Origin of the sequence: Streptomyces sp. UH6, from assembly GCF_013421635.1 — a bacterium.
GTDB lineage: Bacteria > Actinomycetota > Actinomycetes > Streptomycetales > Streptomycetaceae > Streptomyces > Streptomyces abyssomicinicus.
Genome location: NZ_JACADT010000762.1, coordinates 1 through 2776 on the forward strand (window position 1 = coordinate 1; position 2776 = coordinate 2776).

Annotated in this window: 4 protein-coding genes; 2 read left to right on the forward strand and 2 right to left on the reverse strand. The window is 73.2% G+C overall.

Annotated elements, in window-relative coordinates; translation table 11 throughout:
* Positions 1 to 435: DJ-1/PfpI family protein (locus tag HW445_RS25445; RefSeq protein ID WP_180223248.1), on the reverse strand; the 435-nt coding region annotated here is incomplete at its 3' end.
* A 53-nt stretch (positions 436 to 488) separates the two neighbouring features.
* On the opposite strand from HW445_RS25445, the gene HW445_RS25450 reads away from it, so the two are divergent.
* Complete coding sequence (locus tag HW445_RS25450) at positions 489 to 902, forward strand: cupin domain-containing protein (RefSeq protein ID WP_180223249.1); 414 nt, start codon at positions 489 to 491, stop codon at positions 900 to 902.
* 24 nt (positions 903 to 926) lie between these two features.
* On the opposite strand, the gene HW445_RS25455 is transcribed toward HW445_RS25450, so the two are convergent.
* Entirely contained in the window at positions 927 to 1475 is a 549-nt protein-coding gene (locus HW445_RS25455; RefSeq protein ID WP_180223250.1) for a MarR family winged helix-turn-helix transcriptional regulator, read from the reverse strand.
* A 79-nt stretch (positions 1476 to 1554) separates the two neighbouring features.
* Here HW445_RS25455 and HW445_RS25460 point away from each other — a divergent pair, with 79 nt between their 5' ends.
* Positions 1555 to 2772 (forward strand): MFS transporter, encoded by a 1218-nt coding sequence (locus HW445_RS25460; RefSeq protein ID WP_180223251.1) that lies wholly within the window; start codon positions 1555 to 1557, stop codon positions 2770 to 2772.
* The last annotated feature ends 4 nt before the right edge of the window (positions 2773 to 2776 follow it).

Sequence of the window (2776 nt, forward strand, 5' to 3'; positions counted from 1 at the left end):
CCGCACGGCGGGAAAGCGCTCCCGGAACCGGTCGGCCCACTGCCAGTGCGCGGTGGCCCGCCGCCCGTCCAGCACCCCGGCCTCGGCCAGGGTGAACGCCCCGCTGCAGAAACCCACCAGCCGCGCCCCGCGCGCGTGCGCCCGCCGGACCGCGTCCAGGACCTCGGGGCGGCGCGGCACCTCCACGTCGGGCCGGTTGGGGACGATCAGGGTGTCCGCGGACTCGGCGGCCTCCAGCCCCGCCACCTTGGCCAGGGTGAAGAACCCGTCCCGCATCAAGGTCTCCGGCCCTGGGGAGCAGAGCCGGAAGTCGTAGAGCTCCCGCCCCAGTTCCGGTCTGCGGAGCCCGAACACCTCGGTGGCGCAGCCCAGTTCGAAGGGATTGGAGTTCTCGTCGACGATCACCACGACCCGGTGCGAGGATCCTTGCGGCATGTGCGCATTCTGGCACTCACGCCGTGCGGCGGCGGGCGGACAGCATGACCGGCATGACCGACGACACCTCGCACCGCCCCGGCCCCGTCGACCTCTCCCGCGCCCTGGCCTCGTTCGACTCCCTGTGGAGCCCCCGCATCGTCGCCCGCGTCAACGACTACGACGTGCGCGTCGCCAAGGTCCGCGGCGACCACGTCTGGCACGTCCACGAGGACACCGACGAGTTCTTCCTGGTCCTCGACGGCGAGCTCCTCATCGCCCTGCGCGAACCGGACGGAGAGCGCACCGTCCGGCTGCCCGCGGGAACCGCGTTCACCGTCCCGCGCGGCGTCGAGCACCGGCCGTCCGCACCCGACGGTGCCCGGCTGCTGCTCCTCGAGCCGTCGGGGACCTCGTCCGTCGGCGACCGGCGCGAGGAGACTCCCGCACACGTGGACGCGACGACCGGACACCCTCTCGTCCTCTGAGGCCGCCGCGCGGGCGTGCGGGGGTCAGTCGGCGGCCGGCCCGTCGGGGAGCTCGATCCGCAGGGTGAGCTGTCGGAGCAGCGCTGCCAGACAGGCACGGTCCTCCGCCCGCAGGGAGTCGAAGATCCGGCTCTCCGCCCGGCCGCGTAGGACCGTCGCCCGGCGCCAGATCCGCTCGCCGGCCTCGGTGATCACGACGTCCACCCGTCGGCGGTCGCCGGTGGCCGGGGTGCGCCGGACCCACCCGGCCCTCTCCAGCGCGTCGAGACGGCCCGTCATGCCCGCGCCGCTGACCCCGAGGTCGGCGGCGAGCGCGGAGGGCGTGGCCCGGCCGGGGGTGTCCCGGATCATCAGCAGGTGCAGCGTCTCGTAGGCGCAGTTCTGCAGGCCGACCTCGTCGAGGGCGTGGCGCACGGACTGCCGGAGGTGGCGGAGGATGCGGTCGAGCCGGACCGTGATCGCCTCCACCTCGTCGTCGAGGGGGAGGCATGCCGCGTGGTCCCGCCGCCGGGAGAGGTGCCGGTCGGCCCAGTCTCCGAGGTGGTCGTCGCTTTCCGTCTCCGCCGTGGCCATGGCGCGATCCTAGGCGCAGGCCCTCGGTTGGCCTGATAGTTGATTGACCAATAATTAGCTGGCGAACTAGCTTCCCGGCGTGAACAGCAGACAAGTCCTTCGGCACCGCGACTTCCGGCTCTTGGTGACCGGAGCCTCGGTGAGCTCCCTCGGCAACGCCATCACCCCCGTGGCGCTCGCCTTCGCCGTGCTCGACCTCGGTGGCTCGCTGACCGACCTCGGCCTGGTGGAGGCCGTCTTCGCGATATGCCAGGTCGTCACCATGCTCGCCGGCGGAGTCCTGGGTGACCGGTTCTCGCGCAAGCTGATGATGGAGGGCTCCTCCGCGGTCAGCGCCGTGGTGATGGCGCTCATGGCGACCGCGGTGGTGCTCGACGCGGCCACGATATGGCTGATCGCGGTGCTCGGCGGCATCGGGGGAGTGGTCACGGCCCTCAGCCGGCCCTCCTCCAAGGCGATGACCCGCGTGGTCGTCCCGGAGTCCGACCTCTCCGACGCGGTGGCGCTGCGCTCCCTGCTGGACAGTGTGTGCCGGACCCTCGGCTACGCGGTCGCGGGCCTCCTGGTCGCCGCGGTGGGCCCGGGATGGGCCGTCGCGGTCGACGCCGCGACCTTCGCCGTGGCGGCCGTCGCCTTCGGCCGCATGGGCGTGGCCGACGCCCGCGCGCCGCGCACGACGTCGCCCCTGACGGACCTCGGCGAAGGGTTCCGGGAGGTCGCGCGACGCACCTGGCTGTGGCTGCTGATCCTCCAGGCGCTGCTCTACCACCTCTTCTACGGGGGAGCGCAGGCCGTGCTCGGGCCGGTCGTCGTGGGGGAGGAGCTCGGGCGTTCCGCCTGGGGCTTCGCCCTCTCCGCCCTGATGGCGGGCTTCGTCGCCGGCGGACTGCTCGCCCTGCGGGTCAGGCCCCGCCGGCCGCTGGGCCAGGGCGTCGTGCTGCTGGCCCTCACCGGGATCTTCCCCCTCGCCATGGCGCTGTCGGACACCCTGTGGCCGGTGATGCTGGGGGCCTTCGTGCACGGCGTCGGCCTGCAGATGTTCAGCGTGTACTGGGACCAGGCCATCCAGAGCCAGGTGCCGGACGACAAGCTGGCGCGGGTGTACGCCTTCGACTCGGTCGGCTCGTTCGTGGCCCGGCCCCTCGGCCTCGCCCTGACCGGTCCGGTCGCCGCGGCGGTGGGGGTCGACACCTGGCTGCTGGTGGTCGCCGCCGTGATCTCCGGCTCCTCGCTGGCGGTCCTGTCCTTCCGCGAGGTGCGCGCGCTCGAGCGGGTGGAAGCGGTGCGGGTGGGCTGACGCG